Consider the following 15,891-nt stretch of genomic DNA (forward strand, 5'->3'; position numbering starts at 1 on the left):
GGTTGAGAGTTTGTAAATTGAATGGCGTGACGGGTTTCTAGCCGAGGACGGCAAGAACGTCGTCTTCACGCATGAGCAGGTATTCGACGTCGTCGATTTCGACGGTCTCGCCGGCGTAGCTGCTGAACAGGACGCGGTCGCCTGCGGTCAATTGGCTCGGGGCACGGGTGCCGTCATCGAGTTGTTTGCCGGTTCCGATCGCGATCACGGTGCCGCGAGCGGGCTTTTCTTTGGCCGAGTCGGGGAGCACGATTCCGCCAGCGGTGGTGCTTTCGCTTTCTTCACGCTGAACGACGATTCGTTCGCCAAGGGGTTGCAAACGAATTTTCGAAGCCTTCTTCGTGGCAGTTGCCATGTCCGTGAGACCTTTCTTAAGAGGGGCAGATTGAGGGGATTATGTACGTTTAGTCGGCGGACCCGATCGGCGATGCGATTGAGTTGCCCGGGAGGATGATTGCCGCTCAGTGGCAGGTGTTGGCCGTCAATTCATCAGCGCGAACGCCTATCCGAGTCATTGTGGCAGCAACCATCGTTTGGACGCCGCTAATGAGCAATCGGCGTGCCACGGGCTGGTTGGGTTTCGTAAGTCTATTGCCGTAAGTGGTTTAGGTTGCATGGAACGCGGTCCGAGACGATTCGCCAGACCAGATTGGCAGACGGGGGCAAGAACGGGCTCGCTCGTGCCTCCGTTTGGCTCGGTTTCGACTCGAAAGGGGCGGTTTGTGGCAACTGATCTTTCGCCGTGGGGGCCAGATTGGGTACGGATCAAGGCGACGTGACACGTCGTGATTGCCAAATAAAGCTCGATCAGAAGGAAGCTCCCTTGGATCGCCCCACATCCGATTCCTCCCGGCTCGATACCACCGTTCCAGCGAGTCCACGGCTCGACGTTCGGCAACCGGAGGCTCCTGCGCTGTCGCGGTCGAAGTTACCACGGCTCGCGACGTCGAATACCGAGGCTGCGTCGCTGTATCGTCCGATCACGCTGGTCTATATGGCCGCGATCATGCTGTTGATGGTGCCCGTGTTGACGTTGGTGGATACCAGCGTGGCTCGGTATTTTGAGACTTCGCCGTTGTCGCGTGACCTCGATTCGGCGCTCGAACTGTCGTTGGTTTTTTCGCACGGAACGGGCGTTTTTTTGGTGCTGATGAGCATCATGTTGCTGGCTCCACGGTTGCGTTGGCAGGTGCCACGATTGGCGACGCTCGCCCTCGGTGGCGGAGCATTGGCAACGATTACGAAAATGTTTGTGCTCCGTCCGCGGCCGAGCAATCTCAATCTCGAATTCGTCGGTAGTGAATCGGCCTGGCTGTGGGCGTTCGACTGGAACCTCAGCGAAATTGCGGCGTTTGATGCTAGCACGCGAGCCTTTCCCAGCGGTAATGTGGTGACGGCCACCGCACTGACGATCGGTCTTTGGATCCTGCTGCCACGCGGCAGGGTGCTCTTTGCGACGATTTGGGTGGGCGTGCTGCTGCAGCGACTCAACACGGGCACGCATTTTTTGAGTGATGCATGTGGTGGCGTCGCGATCGGGTTGTTATGGGCGTACGTTTGCTATCACCCGAAACTGATGGGAACGCTCTTTGACCGAATGGCTCCAGAGCCTCGACGTCGGCGACGTCATGAACCGGTCGCCGCGTCTGCTGAACCCAATGCAGAGATGCCGCCCGCACTTAGTTCTGAGACGTTACCAACCAAGGAGACGTCAACGGACAGTGATCCCGGTGAAGGGCATGTTGTTCCGATGACTTCGGGGCAGGAAGAATCTCATATCAACGAACGGGCGGCCTAAGCCCTCGCTTTCTACTATGTCGGCTGATTCACGGGAGATTGGAATCACGCGTTCGAGTCGGAATTGCCGGTTGCAGTTCGACGTCGAGTGTCGACCCACGCGAGTAGTGAGTGCGTGGGCAGGTAGATCGCCAGCGGTAAACCGGCGAGCATCATGCTCAGCCATGTCCACGACGGCATGATGGTTTGAGGTGCCTCGCTGCTCATTCCGTAGACGTAGTTTACGTTGTGGGGTTGGTTCGCGTACTCCAGTGCATCGCCTGGTACGGGAAGCAGGAAGTAGCTCACCAGCATTGCCACCCATGCGACGATCGTCCATGCCCAGAATGCGCGGCGATCGTACCCGATTTTCACCACGATCCCGATCAACAGAATCGGCAGCCAGAAGTGAAAGAATGAGAGTCCTCGTGCGAAGATCGAAATTTCGGGATCGAACATGTAGTTGGTCATTCCCGTGACCGGTACGTTCATCAGGTTACCGAGGAAATCGACTTGCCAGAGCATTTGAGGGATCGTGATACCAACGGCGGCCATGGAGGCGAGCAACGGGCGTTCGGTCCAAACTGCGGCAAGTGTCAGAAAGAGGGCAATGTCGCAGAAGTAAACGAAGTTGGTCGGGCCGTATTCGATCCAGTAGTAAGGAATCAGGACCGCCATGAACGCGGTGTAGCCAAGTTTGAGAGCCAGCGGCAGTCTTGCGGTGGTGCGCAGTCTTGCGGTGGTGCTCTGCGCGGTGGTGCTCTGTTCTTTGGAGGTCGGGAGATGGGGGCCTGTGTTATTGGAGGATGACTTTGTGGGCGTTGTGCGTTCGGGCGTTACGATGCCGGACATCGTGCTACTGACCGCCGGTTCTCCTGTCAGGGGCGTCTGCCTGTGAGAGGCGGTGTTGGTTTTGGAGGTGGAGGGGTTTGTGGTCGCTGGCATGATCGCTCCCGTGGCTGCGTTGATCGGGGACTTGATTGGGGGAAACTAAAGAGTGCCCACCGGGTCAAATACGCAGCGCAAGAACGCCTCAGTTAGATCAAAAACGCCACTCCTGTTGCAAAAACGCAACACATCAGCGGCCGGGGAAGCGGAGGCTGTTGGTCGGCGTAAGTGTCTGTGCCGCAGTTGTTTATGGTTTGCGGTGGTGGGGATTGGTGAGGTTTCGAACGCTGTGGGCACGGTGGATGCATTAGCGGATCAGTTCGCGTCCGGGGGGAGCTACGCATCGGGGGCGATGCAGACGCACCCGCGTTTCGTGTCGCAGTCCGTTCGATTCCATTGTGCCCCCACGATCCGTATGCACGTTGTCCAACTCGCCGAACTTGCCGCCGTGATTGCCCACCACGGGCCTGCGCTGCTGTATCGGCATTCCACGGTTCCGCCCGAAGCGATCAATAGCTACTGGACGGCGTCTCGAGTCCGGTTGGACTTGTGGCATCAAACGCTCGCTCGTTTCAATCGTGCGAAGAACAGCGGCAACCACTATCGGATGCGGTGCTGGTGGCAGGATCACATGGGGGTACTCGAGGAGATCCTCGCCAGTGAGTTACTCACCCGCGTGATTGCGGCAATCGCCGAGGGGAGCGACCGGGCGGGACATCGTGATGAATTTTCGCCGATCGCACAGGCGATTTATCTCTCGCATCTGGAAGCCCGTAACCGCGTGCAGGCCGCGATTCTCGACCGACGCGGTTGCACCGTCAGTGATGCGGTTCGATTGAATCGTTTGCGTTGTATGATCGAACGATGGATTGATGTGCTCATCGGTCAGCTCGCCGGTCACGATTTGGAGTTGGCTCGCTATGGGATCGATATCGAACGCACGACCGCTCATGCCAAAGATTATGAGTTGTCGGTGGCATCACCGACTCGCGAAACAATCGCGTGGTTAACGCGTGCTTCGATGACGGACGCGATTCGGCAGAAAGTGGCAAAGAATCCTTCGCTTCCGCAGGCCAATCGCGATGTCGCCGACAGTGCGCTGCTGATCCTGCGTCCCGATCTGTTTGATAGCGTTGGAAACTTGAAATCGCTATGGATGCATCGTATCGAGAACGATTCTGATCGAACTGACCATATGATTGGTGAATATTTGCGACCTGATGTGGAAGAGTCGCCAACGGCGTCGGCGTTTGACATGATTCATGCGGCCGCGTTGTCGCAGTGGTTTCGCTAGGTTGTTGAAAATCGACGTCGAGTACCGCTCGACGTGAGTTTGGCGGCGGCTTGTATTGTATGTGCTGAGGCATCCCGCTTTCCGCGACGTGGGCATCGTCAAATCACGGCACAAGGCGTCGCGGCACAGCAAGTGAGTTTATTGCTGGGCAAGTTTGGTAGAATGGGATGTGGTTGGTATGCCTCCCGTTCTCGCTCAGGTGATTGGTTTCGTGACGACGTCTACTCCCGATGGGTTTCCCGCTCACGCGTTGCCGGTGTTGGGCCGTTTGATGCAAGTGCAGGATTCGTTGTCGGAGTGTCCGTATCTCGACTCGACGGTCGCGCGGATGCCGCTGTATTACCCGATCCAAACGCTCGGCGGTGAAGACGTGGATCGGTTGCTCGAGGGAGGGTTCCGTCGCAGCGGCACGTTGTTGTATTACACGCGGTGTGCACCCTGTTACGCGTGTGAGCCGACTCGCGTGGAGGTGTCGAAGTTCCGTCTCGGTGGATCGTTCAAGCGAGTGCTTCGCCGGGCTGAAAAGGAACTCACATTGACGTGGCAGATGCCTGTCGTCGATGAGACACGCGTGGCGCTGTACAACGCGCATCGGGTGGGACGCAGTCTTGGCAACAGTCCCGCGATCGGCGAAACGGAATACCACGCTTTCTTAACGGATTCGTGTTGGCCGACACTCGAACTAGAGATCCGGAAAGGGGATCAGTTGATCGGCATTTCGATCATGGATGTGGGGGACAACAGCGTCAACGCGGTTTACACGCATTTTGATCCTGCGGCGTCGCGTTACAGTCCCGGGACTTTGGCCGTATTGATGCAAATGCAATGGGCCGCCGAGCATCATCGTCAGTGGGCTTATCTCGGGTTGTACGTCAGCAGCAATTCGCATCTGAATTACAAGTCTCGGTTTGTTCCTCAGCAGCGTCTGCGGAACGGAAAGTGGGAAAACATCGATAGCGACTAACCGTCACGTATGGGGCTCGCAGTCTCGCCCGAGCGTTGGCGAACCGGTAGACTCAAGGTGGTCGCTCGACTGATTCCGCGTAAAGTCTGACGGTGTACGTGAAAGGATACCGATACGATGAGCATTGACGATATCGAGTTCGATGACGAATTCAATGAAACCAGTGAGCTGGACGAAACTCTCGACGATGATTCACAGCTCTCGCATGTCGATGACGATGCCACCTATGTCTGTGACAATTGTGGCGAAGAGATCGTGATCCCGGTTGACCTCGGTGGCGGTCAGGATCAAACCTATGTCGAGGATTGCCCTGTCTGTTGCAGTCCCAGTGTGATCCACGTTCACTTCGACGATGACCGTGTCACCGTGCATGCCGAACCCGAACAAGATCGATATTGAACTGATGCAAATCGAAACCTGGTTGTCTCCCTCCGCGGTCGCTCCTCACGAGCGATCTCGTGCGCGTGTTTGTGTCGTCATTGATGTTCTGCGTGCGACCACCGTGATCACCACCGCGATCGCTGCGGGTGCACGATCGGTCACGACGTGTATGGAAATCGAACAAGCGTTTGAAATGAAGAACGCCGCGGCGCCGGATTCCGTGCCTCTGTTGTGCGGCGAGCGTGAGTGTCGGCCGATCGAAGGGTTCGATTACGGGAATTCTCCGAGTGAATATTCGCCCGCGGGAGTCGGCGATCGCGATATCGTGATGACCACGACCAACGGGACGCGCGCGATCGAAGCGGCGTCGGATTGCGATGTGATGCTGTTAGCGTGTTTCGCCAACCTCAGCGCAGTGGCCGATGCGATCATTCGTGAGGTGACGGTTGAGTCAGCCGCCGAAGCGAATGCGGATGAGCAGTTCGCCGGCGGGCAGCCGATTCGCACGTCAGGCCGCGTGCGAATTGTGTGCGCTGGCACGAATGGTGCAGTGACCGGAGAAGATGTTTTGTTGGCGGGAGCATTGATTGCGGTTTGTCATCGCAAGCTCAGCGACACGGCGCGTTTTTACGACGGGCCGATTGATCTGGTGAATGATTCCGGGGCGATCGCGTTGGCCGCCTGGCAGCACTGCATCACCCACGACAAGGTTACCGATTCCGATTCGTTGGCTCAGCGGCTGGCATTGACCGATGGCGGGCGAAACATGGTTGCCGCCGGGTACGGACAGGATCTTGTCGATTGTGGTAGCATCGATGTCTTCGACAACGTCCCCCAACGTGATCGCCTTTCCCCGGCAAGGTTCATTGGCAAATGAATTCATCGGCTCATGTCGACGGTCCGCTCTTCGTTGATACTCACGGTCAAATGCCACCGATGTGGTCCCGTCGAGCGGTCTTTTTTGCCAACCTGTTATCGCTCTTTTTTGGCAACGAAGAACAGACTCGCGTTTTGAGCGAAGAGGTCGGTGAGCTGGATTCGTATAGTGCGAGGCTGATCCCGATCTTAGATATTCTGTTTGAGGGGCCAGACAACGTTTTGGTGGTCGAGAGAAAGCCGGATCCTGCGTTGTGCCGCTATCTTTCGGAGGACCTAGGGCTGACGTTGCCGCGAATCAGCGTTTTGCCGCATGGCGACTACGTGAGATTGGGGCGTCTGCTGACGGAAGATCCGCAAGCGTCTTTGAGCGAAGTGTTGAAGCCGCATGATCCGCTCAGTTCAGTTGGTTCGTCGTCCGTCGAGACATGGGCGGATGGGTACGTGACCGATGCGGTTTTGCCTCAACTGGCGGAACGTTTGGGCTGCCGTACGATCTCAACAACGTGTGCCAGTCAGGCGGGAAACAACAAAGGGTTGTTGCAGCGGTTTTTGGTCGAGCAAGGTTTACCAACCGTCCCGACCGAGTTTGCCAGCGGGCCGAAGGAAATCGCGAGCTGCGCCGAAAGGTTGCATGCACAAGGTTTTGACAGTGCCGTGGTCCGGTCGCAGATCGGCGCGTCCGGCGTGGGGATGATGAAGTTGACGAACCTTGGGAACGCCGAAACGCTCGCAGACGTGCCCTCGTACTTTTTCCACGAAGGGCCTTGTTTGGTTCAGGGTTGGCTCGCGCCGGGCATACTCGGGGTGGAGCAGATTCGCAGTCCGAGCACTCAGTTGTTCTTAGATGAAACGCACGTTTATGCGTTTGACATGACGGAGCAAATTCTGAGCGAGCACAACATACATGAGGGCAATGAATCGCCACCGCCCTACATCGAGACCATGCCTGGACTGCGCGACGAAACGATTCGGCAGGCCACCCAAGTCGGTCGATGGCTCCACGAGACAGGGTACCGCGGAACGGCGAGTATTGATTGGTTGGTGGTGGAGCGTGTGGGGCAGGCGGAACCGGACGTTTACGTTTGCGAGATCAACGCCAGGGTGACGGGCGCGACGTATCCATCGTTGTTGGCCAAGCATTTTCATCCTTCGGGAGCGTGGCTGCTGCGCAATTTGCGGTTAACGCATCCGGTCACATCGTCGGTTCTATTGAAGACACTCGAGGAAAAGGGGCACCTATTTCATTTAGGGCGCCGTTCCGGAGTGTTGCCTTTGAATTTCAACTTTGGTCGCGACGGATTGGTTCACAAGGGACAGTTCATCTGTATTGGCGAAGATTCGCAGGAGTGTCGTCGCTACCTCAGTTTGGCCGAAGAAGACTTGCCGGGTGGATGGACGGCGGATCGCGATTAGACGTCTGGACCGCTGCGTCATGCATTTTTTTCAAACCCTCGAACGACGGAAACCTATTGTCTTCTACGAACGATCATGAAAGCCTGAAGTCGCGTTTGACCTCGTTGACCCGCGATATGATTTTGATCGCGAGTACCGAAAGCCGTCCGGAGGAACGCACGCGATGCTTTGAATTCCTTCGTCATCATCTCGATGCGACCGAGGGATTGCGTTTGGACAGTTATGAACGCAATGGGCATCAGTCATTGGTGGTTCGACCGCATGGTTGCGATTCACCGGACGTTTTGTTGTGTGGGCATCTCGATGTGATCGAGCATTCCGAGCCCGATGGCTACCACTCTCATGTCGAAGACGGCCGCATCTATGGTCCCGGTAGTGGGGACATGAAAGGGCAAATTGCGATCATGGTCGAGTTGATGCGGGCTCTGCATCGACATCATCCCGGGGCGAGTGTGGGACTCGCCGTCACGTCGGACGAAGAACGTGGCGGTGCCGACGGCGTTCGGTTTTTGGTCGACGATGTTGGGCTTCGTTGCGGAGTCGCGATCATTCCCGATGGCGGTTCGTTGTGCGATATCACAGTCGAAGAAAAAGGGGTGATTCACGCCCGGATCACGCAGGCCGGTCGTGAAGCTCACGGGGCGAGGCCTTGGTTGGGCGAGAATGCAATCGAACGTTTGATGTTAAGGCTCACGCGGCTGGGGAATCACTTCGCAACCTACTGGCCATCCGAACCGATCGACGAACAGGTTAATCACTGGTTTCCCACGTGCAGTATCACGTTGTGTGAAACGGAGAACACCACTGTGAACCGAATTCCCTCGCGAGCGTCCGCGGTAGTGGATATCCGATTTCCGCCGCCGCACGACGTCGCGTCGATGTTGGAGGAGGTGACCGAGATTCTAGGGCCTGGCTGTACGTTGGAGACGTTGATGACAGCCGAACCGACTCATTTGGCGCCCGACCCGTTGTTTAGCGAAGCGACGAAAGAGATCACGGGCAAGGATGTTGCCATGGTGCGAGCATCCGGTGGCAGTGACGGACGTTTCTTTCGCGACCACGGCATCCCCGTGAATTTGTCTCGTCCGTTGGTTGGTAATTTGCACTCGATTGACGAATGGATCGATATCGAGTCGATGGTGACGTATTACCGCATTTGCAAACGGTACATCACGAACCGTTTGTCTTTAGACCGCTGATTCGCGGGATTGCCGAAGCGACTGCGATGGTGGGTTAGGGCGTCGGGTCGTTGCGGACGCTGACCAAGCGTTGCTGTTGTTGGAGATGGGATTGGCGTCGCTGAGTTAGCAAACGCATCATTTCCTCGGCACTTCCCTGAGCGAGTTCCGCGATCTGGCGAGGTTGGGTGGCGTCGCCAAATTCATACGTGACGGCGGCAACGTCGAGTGTGTCGCGGACCCAGGCTTTGGACGTGCATCGATTCGAGTTGTGGTTGGAGTCATGGTTGACGTCGTACCATGCGAAGCGTTGCTGCAAGGCTTCGAGCCACGTTGAGGTGAAGTTCGGCGGGAAAGCTTGGTCAACGTCTTCGGCGGTGTAGAACACGTCTTCGTACGTCGAGTGGAAATCCAGGAACAGGTAGAGCGAGCGTCGACCGGCGGTTCGATGGCTGAGGAGTTCGCGCCGCAACGCTTGAGTTTCGGGTTGCGTGAAGTGTTTCCAGTCGCGGTTCAGGTCGACGCCGGCGGCGTTGCACCGCCAATGTCCTCTGGCAACTCCGTCGGGGTTCGCTGTGGGCACCACGACGGTGTTGAACTGTTGTCGGAACTGCGAGGCACGCGTCGTTTTCTCCGAGATCGCTTCGACGAAACGCATCAGCCCGATCATTCCTGAGATTTCAGTCGGGTGTTGCCGAGCCATCAAGAAGATTGTCGCCGTTGACGATGACTCGGTGATCTTTAGTCGGCGAATCGGTCGATTTTCAACCGAGTATCCGATCACGTCCTGTTCCACGTAGTCTCGTTTGGCGATCTCGTTGATCCAAGAATCGACGGCGTCGTTTGTCATGAGTTGTCGAGCGGACACCCACAGCGGTTTCGTATCGACACGTATTTTGAGGATCGCCTGTTTGCCGAACGGATGAACGGCGGTGACGAGTCGTTCGGCGGGGAACCATGATTCGCCGTCGTGGCTGATCAAAGGTGAATAGCGATGAGAGCCGCCGTCGTAGCGAAGCCGGATTGTTAATTCGCACGGCCGCGTTGCTCTGACCTGAAACGCGTACCACGCGCTGTCGTTGATCGGTTGGTGTTCGGGGCGGATGACGAGGTCAAATTGTTGTGGCCCGATTTGCACACATTCATTGACGCGTCCGCCGGGAAAGTCGCTGCGGATACAAACGCTTTGGTCTTCCGAAACGAATCGGATCGCGGATTGGTCGCGGTTGCTGTCGTAGTTCGGGTCAAACGCATGCGAATGGCTCGGCGCGATGGCTGTCAACAACGTCAACATCGATGCGATGGCCAACGAACCGGATCGGGAGAGTTTGCAAGTGCGCATCGGACATCCAATCGACGGGGCAGAGTTGTTTCTCAACCGTACCCGCGCCTTTGTGTCATGGCGTCGTCCATGGTGAACGTGGGTGCGTCCTTTTGACACCGGTCACCGGGTGGGAGCGGCTAGGACGGGTGTCCGCGGAGAGCCAGAAAAGCTCAAGCCTGCATTGGTGCACCGGAGCCGCAGGGGTGAGTCGTCGCTCGAAACGTCAAGACGACGTCACACCCTGCGGATTATTCATTTTATGACGCCGCCGAACGGGAGTCTAATTCCTCGCCGTGGTCATCCCGGCCGATCCGCAAAAGTTGCGGGTGTTCAGCCTTTTGGCGGCGAGGTTGTCGTCGATCGTTTGCTGTGCGGTGGCAACTCGTTGTTTACCGAACCCCAACGTTTACCGAACCCCAACGTTTACCGAAGACCGAACGTTTGTCCGCGTTGGCGTTCGGTATCGTCGGCACTTCTTATCGAAGCCGACGTGGGCTTTCAGCCGTGATGAACCGTTAGAAGTCGCTCAGTTCCATCCATTTTTCTTCCGCTTCGCTCAGTTCGACTTCGATCGCTTTGATCTGGTCGTGCAGACGCACCGCGTCGGTGGGATTGGTTTCGGTCAGCAGTTTCTCGTTGAGTTCGCGTTTTTCGTCATCGAGTTTCGCGATCTTGCGTTCGAGGTTCTTCAGTTCCTTGCCTGTCTTGCGTTGGTCCTTTTGATTCTTGCGATCGTTTTTAGACGCGTTCTTCGAGGAGTTGTCTGAAGTGGTTGTTTTGCCCGCGGCGGCGTTGCGTTGGCGTTCGCCTTCGGAGACTTCTTTCTCGACCGCTTCGCAGTAGGTGTCGTAGCTACCGAAGTAGTTTCGCACTCGTCCATCGCGGACTTCGATGACGTTGGTTGCGACGCGAGCCATGAAGTGTCGATCGTGGCTCGTGAAGATCACGGTTCCTTTGTAGAGACGCAATGCTTCGGCGAGTGCTTCGACGGTTTCGACGTCGAGGTGGTTACCGGGTTCGTCGAGCACGAGGACGTTGGCGGTGCCTAGCAACAGGCTGGCCATGCAGACGCGTGCTCGCTCGCCACCGCTGAGGACTTTGATCTTTTTCTGAATCGCTTCATCCCGAAACAGCAGTGCTCCGGCCATCGCCAAGACGTCTTGCCTTGTGGTGTCAGGGTCAGACGCGTACTCGAGGTGTTCGAGGATGGTTTGCCGTTCGTCGAGGCTGCTGTAGACGTGTTGGGCGTAGGTGCCGATTTCGATTCCGTGTCCCCATTTGAGAGTCCCTTCGAGCGGTTCGAGCGAGTGGACGAGGGTTCGCAGCATCGTCGTTTTGCCTTGGCCGTTGTCACCGACGATCGCGGCGCGTTGTCCGTGTTCGATTTCGAGCGAGATGTCTTCGGCGACACGGTGGTCGGGATAACCGATCGCGAGTTGGTCGCAGCGGACGGCGGTTCCCTGTCGGGGTTGGACGCGGGGAGCCCGGATGTTGACCGTTGGTTCGTCGACGTGCAGTTCGACGGTTTGTAGTTTTTCGAGTTGTTTGGCTTTGCTGCGTGCTTGGCTGGCCGTGGACGCGTTCGCGCGGTTCTTTTCGATGAACTGTTTGAGTTGTTTTTGTTTGGCGATGACGGTGGCGTTGACGCGTCGGTCGTGTTCACGGCGTTCTTCGCGGAATTCCAGGAAGTCATGGATTTTGCCCGGGAACATGGTCAGTTGACCTTTGCCGAGTTCGAGCGTTTGGCTGCAGGTGGCCCGGAGGAACGCGCGGTCGTGGCTGACGATAAGGGCGGCCTTGTTGAAATCCTTCAGGAAGTGTTCGAGCAGGATTTGGGTTCTCAGGTCGAGGAAGTTCGTCGGCTCGTCGAGCATGAGCAGGTTGGGGTCGTGCAGCAGAAGTGCGGCCAATTTGACACGCGTCTGCCACCCGCCGGAGAGTGCCTTGACGGGGCCTTCGAGATATTCGCCCTTGAGTTCAAATTGACCGGCGACCTGACCGCACTGCCAATCGGGCGCGCCGCTGTCTCGCATCAGGAAATCGAGAGCGGATTCGCCTTCCTGGAACGGGTCGTGTTGTCGGAGATAGCCGATTCTCAGGCTGGGATGGTGAATCACCTCGCCTTTTTCGACTTCTTCCTCGCCCAGGAGGATGCGCAGGAGGGTGGATTTCCCGGCGCCGTTGCGTCCCACGAACCCGACTTTGACGTCATCGGTAAGGCTCACGTTGGCTCCGTCAAGCAGGACTTGATCGCCAAAGCGTTTGTGCGCGTCGCGGAGTTGAATCAGAACGGCCATGAATCAGAAAAATGTAAAGGAAATTGAAAGCGTCAGGAAAACGAACTTGGGCCCAACAACGTAGCGAGAAAGACGAAAAAGTTCACCCAGTCTTGCCTACCCACTCAGGCGTTCGGTGCGTAAAGTATCCAGCCAACAAGAATGCGACAAAATAAATCGCCGCAATTCGCTTTGTGAATAGCCCCACTGGTCGTAAATCGTCTCGCCAACGTTCTGCTCAACCGTTGTTCGTGTTTCGCTGGGGGCGATTTGTCGCCGCGGAGCAAGGCTGGCGTTTGGCAGGGGTTTGCGTTCGGCGGGATATTGCGTTCGGCTGGATATTGCGTTCGGCTGGGGGTTTGCACTCGGCGGGAGTGAATTGCACCGGTCATTATTGAAACGCACCTGACGTTTATCCATCCATCGCCTTCAAAGCCACCTCGTCTTTGGAAGCTCTACCTCTCCCCTTCGAAGCCAACTCGTCGGTCGCCGCCTTGCGGCGAAGCCGCCGCCCTCGCTCATGAATAGTTATTCGTTGGATTACATCGACGATTTGTACGTGCAGTATGTGCGTGACCCGTCGAGTGTGTCAGAAACATGGCGTCAGTATTTCGAGCAGTTTCTAGTCGGAGCGGGGGCTCAGGTGCAGGACACGCCTCCTCCCGCCGGGGCAGGAACTTCCCGCACGCGGTCGGCCGGCCCCATCGGTGGATCGGCGAGAGTTGCGGGAGTGACTCAGCCTCGTAGTTCCGAGGACCATTCCGGTGCGAATGGTGACACGCCTGCGGGATCGACGGGAAATCAGAACGTTGACCAGGCGTTGTGGCTCGCCCGCATTCAGGATCGGATCGATCAGTTGGTCCGGGAATATCGTGTTCGCGGGCACTTGGTCGCCAAACTCGATCCGCTCGGTCTGTTCGAAAACGGATGTCCCGAGTTGTCGCCACAGAGTCACGGATTGAGCGATCAGGATTTGGCTCGACCGTTCGACAGCAGCGTTCTCGAGAACGTTACCGGCAGCACGCTCGACGTGATTCTCAAGAAACTGCAGCAAACCTACTGCCGCAGCATCGGCGCCCAGTTCATGCACATCGACAATCGCAATATTCGCGATTGGTTGCAGCGACGCATGGAAACGACCGAAAACCGCCTCGATCTGTCGTACGAGAGGCAGCGGCGGATTTACACCCGGTTGGCGGATGCGAGCATTTTTGAGGAATTCGTTCGTCGGAAATTCGTCGGTGCCAAAACGTTCTCGCTCGAAGGAGCCGAGAGTCTGATCCCGCTGTTGGATTTGGCGTTGGAGAAGGCGGGCCAGCACAAGGTGCAGGAAGTCGTGATGGGGATGGCCCACCGCGGTCGTCTGAACGTGATGGCGAACATCCTCAAGAAGCGGGCCATGAATATCTTCTGGTCGTTCGATGACCCGACGCCCGAGCTCAGCCGGGGCGGCGGTGACGTGCGTTATCACTTGGGATACAGCAGCGATTGGCGGACCGCGTCAGGTGATTCGCTGCATATCTCGCTGTGTTTCAACCCGAGCCACTTGGAATTCGTCAATACGGTCGCGCAGGGACGTTGTCGCTGCAAACAAGACAATCGTGGCGATGCCTCTCGCAAAGAAGTGATGACAATCCTCGTCCACGGTGACGCGGCGTTCGCCGGCGAAGGTATCGTCCAGGAAACGCTTAACCTTAGCGAACTGCCCGGTTATCGCACCGGCGGGACGCTGCACGTCGTTATCAATAACCAGGTCGGGTTCACGACCGAGCCGAATGACGGACGCAGCACGACGTACGCGACCGATGTCGCGAAAATGCTGCAAATTCCGATCTTCCACGTCAACGGCGAAGACCCCGAGGCGGTCGCTCAGGTCGTTTCGCTCGCGATGGATTTCCGGAAAGAATTCCAGCGGGACGTCGTTATCGATTTGTACGCCTACCGACGTTGGGGGCACAACGAGGGCGACGAGCCGCGTTTCACTCAACCACGCATGTATGCCGAAATTGACCGGCGTGCGGGAGTTCGACAGCAATACCTCAACCGGTTGCTCAAACTCGGCAAAATCACCGAGGAGGAAGCGGAGGAGATCAGCAAGGAGCGAACCGAGAAGCTGGAGCGTGAATTCGAAGCCAGCAAGAACGAGACGTTCGTTCCGGACACGCAAACGCTCGCGGCCAATTGGAGTGAGTATTTCGGTGGTCCTGAGCCGGATGAAATCGTTGATACGACCATCGACGTCAAGGAACTCAGTCGTTTGCTCGATTCGTTGACACGGCTGCCTGAGGGATTTGCGTCGCACAAGAAACTCAAACGCCCGATGGCACAGCGCCGCGAAATGGCCGCTGGAGAACGACCGTTGGACTGGGCGGCGGCGGAATTGGCTGCGTTCGCCTCGTTGCTCGACCAAGGGCATCCGATTCGGATGACGGGCCAGGATTGCCAGCGGGGGACGTTCAGTCACCGGCACGCGGTCTTGCACGACGTTCGTGACGGCAACACGTACACGCCGCTGGAACATATCAGCAAGGGCCAGGCCCGGTTGGAGCTGTATAATAGCCCGCTCAGCGAAGCCGGTGTGCTCGGATTCGAATACGGCTACTCGCTCGATTGCCCGACCGGGCTATGCGTTTGGGAGGCCCAGTTCGGTGACTTCTGGAATGTCGCCCAGGTGATCGTCGACCAGTTCATCGCCAGTGCCGAAGACAAGTGGGATCGTTTGTCGGGCTTGGTGATGTTGCTGCCACACGGTTTCGAGGGCCAGGGCCCTGAACACTGTAGCGCGCGGATCGAACGATGGCTCGCAATGGCGGCGGAGCACAATATTCAGATTTGCCAGCCGACTACCCCGTCGCAGTACTTCCATTTGTTGCGTCGCCAAGTGATTCGCAAATGGCGGAAGCCGTTGATCGTGTTGACGCCGAAGAGCCTGCTGCGTCACTCCGAGGTGACCAGCCCGCTGAAGATTGTTGCCAACGGCAGCTTTCAAAAGATCCTGCCCGATCGCAAGGTTCCGCTCGCGGAAGCACGGCGATTGTTGTTGTGCACGGGTAAAATCTACTACGACCTGTTGCAGGAACGTAGCGATCGAGAAATCGAAGGCGTGCCGATCATGCGTGTCGAACAGCTCTACCCGTTGGCAATCGACGAGTTGATGGCGTCCCTCGAAGGGCTTCCCGATGGCACCGAGATCCGTTGGATCCAGGACGAGCCGGAAAACATGGGGGCGTGGCCTTACATGAAATTCAAGTTCGGCGACGAGCTGTCGAAACGGTTCCGTTTGTCCAAAGCCACGAGAACGGAATCGGCGAGCCCGAGTACCGGAAGCATGGCGGCCCACAAACTGGAACAGGCGGATCTGTTGAAGTCCGCGTTCGAGGGACTTCAGTAGCGTTCGTGTCCTGCCGTCTGCGGATGTGCCGCGGCGGCGTGGCTGTGGTTAACCGAAGGCAGCTGCGCTCCCTGCAGGATTAATCAGGGGCGAGCGGAATGCAAGCCGCTGAGGTAAAACGGCTGTC

Annotated in this window: 12 protein-coding genes; 8 read left to right on the plus strand and 4 right to left on the minus strand. The window is 57.3% G+C overall.

The features are described from left to right. Positions 1 to 37: 37 nt before the first annotated feature. Complete coding sequence (locus FHS27_RS00890; RefSeq protein WP_009101465.1) at positions 38 to 355, minus strand: co-chaperone GroES; 318 nt, start codon at positions 353 to 355, stop codon at positions 38 to 40. A 558-nt stretch (positions 356 to 913) separates the two neighbouring features. Between FHS27_RS00890 and FHS27_RS00895 the strand changes: the two genes are divergently transcribed. Next, positions 914 to 1,798: a phosphatase PAP2 family protein gene (locus tag FHS27_RS00895; protein WP_315854458.1), complete on the plus strand. Its 885-nt coding sequence runs from the start codon at positions 914 to 916 to the stop codon at positions 1,796 to 1,798. 44 nt (positions 1,799 to 1,842) lie between these two features. Here the strand turns inward: FHS27_RS00895 and FHS27_RS00900 are convergent, their stop codons facing one another. Beyond that, positions 1,843 to 2,628, minus strand: coding sequence for a hypothetical protein (locus FHS27_RS00900; RefSeq protein WP_246418964.1), 786 nt, complete (start codon positions 2,626 to 2,628; stop codon positions 1,843 to 1,845). A 208-nt stretch (positions 2,629 to 2,836) separates the two neighbouring features. Between FHS27_RS00900 and FHS27_RS00905 the strand changes: the two genes are divergently transcribed. The 6 genes from FHS27_RS00905 (at position 2,837) to FHS27_RS00930 (ending at position 8,794) form a co-directional block, all read left to right on the plus strand. Then, positions 2,837 to 3,958, plus strand: coding sequence for a hypothetical protein (locus FHS27_RS00905; protein WP_246418965.1), 1,122 nt, complete (start codon positions 2,837 to 2,839; stop codon positions 3,956 to 3,958). 178 nt (positions 3,959 to 4,136) lie between these two features. Then, the gene (locus FHS27_RS00910; protein ID WP_184300460.1) at positions 4,137 to 4,922 is read left to right on the plus strand and encodes an arginyltransferase; all 786 of its coding nucleotides are present in this window, start codon (positions 4,137 to 4,139) and stop codon (positions 4,920 to 4,922) included. Positions 4,923 to 5,039: 117 nt separating this feature from the next. Then, a complete protein-coding gene (locus FHS27_RS00915) occupies positions 5,040 to 5,321 on the plus strand; it encodes a CPXCG motif-containing cysteine-rich protein (protein WP_009101457.1) in 282 nt (93 codons plus the stop codon). Continuing rightward, positions 5,293 to 6,180 (plus strand): 2-phosphosulfolactate phosphatase, encoded by an 888-nt coding sequence (locus FHS27_RS00920; RefSeq protein WP_246418966.1) that lies wholly within the window; start codon positions 5,293 to 5,295, stop codon positions 6,178 to 6,180. Before FHS27_RS00915 ends, FHS27_RS00920 begins: the two co-directional genes overlap by 29 nt. Next, entirely contained in the window at positions 6,177 to 7,595 is a 1,419-nt protein-coding gene (locus FHS27_RS00925) for a hypothetical protein (protein ID WP_184300463.1), read from the plus strand. Before FHS27_RS00920 ends, FHS27_RS00925 begins: the two co-directional genes overlap by 4 nt. Before the next feature lie 56 nt (positions 7,596 to 7,651). Next, complete coding sequence (locus tag FHS27_RS00930) at positions 7,652 to 8,794, plus strand: M20 family metallopeptidase (RefSeq protein ID WP_246418967.1); 1,143 nt, start codon at positions 7,652 to 7,654, stop codon at positions 8,792 to 8,794. 34 nt (positions 8,795 to 8,828) lie between these two features. Here FHS27_RS00930 and FHS27_RS00935 read toward each other — a convergent pair whose 3' ends face one another. Further along, on the minus strand, positions 8,829 to 10,115 hold the full coding sequence (locus FHS27_RS00935; protein WP_184300469.1) for a M14 family metallopeptidase: 1,287 nt from the start codon (positions 10,113 to 10,115) through the stop codon (positions 8,829 to 8,831). Positions 10,116 to 10,612: 497 nt separating this feature from the next. Next, positions 10,613 to 12,394 (minus strand): ABC-F family ATP-binding cassette domain-containing protein, encoded by a 1,782-nt coding sequence (locus tag FHS27_RS00940; RefSeq protein ID WP_184300472.1) that lies wholly within the window; start codon positions 12,392 to 12,394, stop codon positions 10,613 to 10,615. 499 nt (positions 12,395 to 12,893) lie between these two features. On the opposite strand from FHS27_RS00940, the gene FHS27_RS00945 reads away from it, so the two are divergent. After that, entirely contained in the window at positions 12,894 to 15,764 is a 2,871-nt protein-coding gene (locus tag FHS27_RS00945) for a 2-oxoglutarate dehydrogenase E1 component (RefSeq protein WP_184300474.1), read from the plus strand. The last annotated feature ends 127 nt before the right edge of the window (positions 15,765 to 15,891 follow it).

This window comes from Aporhodopirellula rubra (assembly GCF_014192335.1).
GTDB classification, from domain to species: Bacteria; Planctomycetota; Planctomycetia; order Pirellulales; family Pirellulaceae; genus Rhodopirellula; species Rhodopirellula rubra.